The 1,218-nt window shown below is 72.1% G+C and carries 3 protein-coding genes; all 3 read left to right on the forward strand.

Features of this window, described 5'->3' with window-relative positions:
• Window positions 1–358, forward strand: a 358-nt coding sequence (locus Q0112_RS18950; protein WP_297977640.1) for a TRAM domain-containing protein, incomplete at its 5' end; no start/stop codon positions are given.
• 16 nt (window positions 359–374) lie between these two features.
• Window positions 375–581 (forward strand): hypothetical protein, encoded by a 207-nt coding sequence (locus tag Q0112_RS18955; protein ID WP_297977641.1) that lies wholly within the window; start codon window positions 375–377, stop codon window positions 579–581.
• Window positions 568–1,170: a disulfide bond formation protein B gene (locus Q0112_RS18960; protein WP_297977643.1), complete on the forward strand. Its 603-nt coding sequence runs from the start codon at window positions 568–570 to the stop codon at window positions 1,168–1,170. Before Q0112_RS18955 ends, Q0112_RS18960 begins: the two co-directional genes overlap by 14 nt.
• The last annotated feature ends 48 nt before the right edge of the window (window positions 1,171–1,218 follow it).

Consider the following 1,218-nt stretch of genomic DNA (forward strand, 5'->3'; position numbering starts at 1 on the left):
GACGCTCGCGCTCGTCGAAGCCGTCGGCTACGCCCAGGCCTATTCCTTCGCCTACTCCCCTCGGCCGGGAACGCCCGCCGCCGGCCGCCCGGGCGTCGACCCGGCCGAGAGCTCCGACCGGCTGCAGCGCCTCCAGCGGCTGCTCGACCGGCAGCAGCGCGCCTTCCAGCAGCATCTCGTCGGCCGCACCCTGCCGGTCCTGATCGAGAAGCCCGGCCGCCTGCCGGGCCAGATGGCCGGCCGCTCGCCCTACCTCAACGCCGTGCACCTCGCGGCCGGGCCGGAGCTCGTCGGCCGCATCGTCCCGGTGCGGGTGGTGGCGGCGCAGGCCAACTCCCTCTCGGGCGTCGCCGCTTGAGGACGGAGCCGCCCCGATGATGGCGGCGATCTTCGCGGCGCTGCTCGCGGCGCTCGGCATCGGCTGGTTCGGCAGCCGGCGGCTGGCGCTCGCCTGCGCCGCCCTCGCCTTCGGGCTCGCGGTATGGCTCTTCCTCTGGGAGGTCTGGAGCCCCGAATACGGCTTCCGCATGCCCTGGATCGACGTGCGGCTGCCGGCGGAGGCGTCCGATGCCCCCGTCTGAGATGCGCACCTCCGACCGGCTGATCGCGGCGCTCAACTACGTCTTCCTGCTGGCGGCGGCCGGGACGATCGCAGCCATCCTCGCCGCCGCGCTGGCGCTCCAGCTCGGCAAGGGCGAGCTTCCCTGTCCGCTCTGCCTGCTCGAGCGGGCGGCGATGTTCGGCGCCGCCTTCGCGATGCTGCAGAACCTGCGGCACGAGTATTCCTCGCGCAACACCGGGATCCTGCTGGGCTTCGCCCTGTTCCTCCTCGTCGTCGCCGTGCGGCAGACGCTCCTCGACATCTATCCGCGCCCCGGACACGCCTATATCGGCAGTGCGGTCCTCGGGCTGCACATGCCGGTCTGGTCGGTCCTGATCGCGGTGGCTCTCATTGCCGCCGTCGCGCTGAAGCTCGCGCTCCTCGGGGGCGATTCGCACATGCGGGGCGCCCGCCCGTCGAGCTTCCCGCTCCTCGGCCGCCTCGCGCCGTTCCTCGCGCTGGTGCTGATCGGCCTCGCGCTGGCCAATTTCGTCCTCGTGGTGGTCCAGTGCGGCCTGGGCGAGTGTCATACCGAAGGCTACGCCCTCCTGGGTAACTCGCTCCCGTGACCCCCAAGACGCTTGCGCGGTGCCTGAGGCTGGGGCACTCTTTTCCAA

This window comes from uncultured Amaricoccus sp. (assembly GCF_937858865.1).
Classification (GTDB): domain Bacteria; phylum Pseudomonadota; class Alphaproteobacteria; order Rhodobacterales; family Rhodobacteraceae; genus Amaricoccus.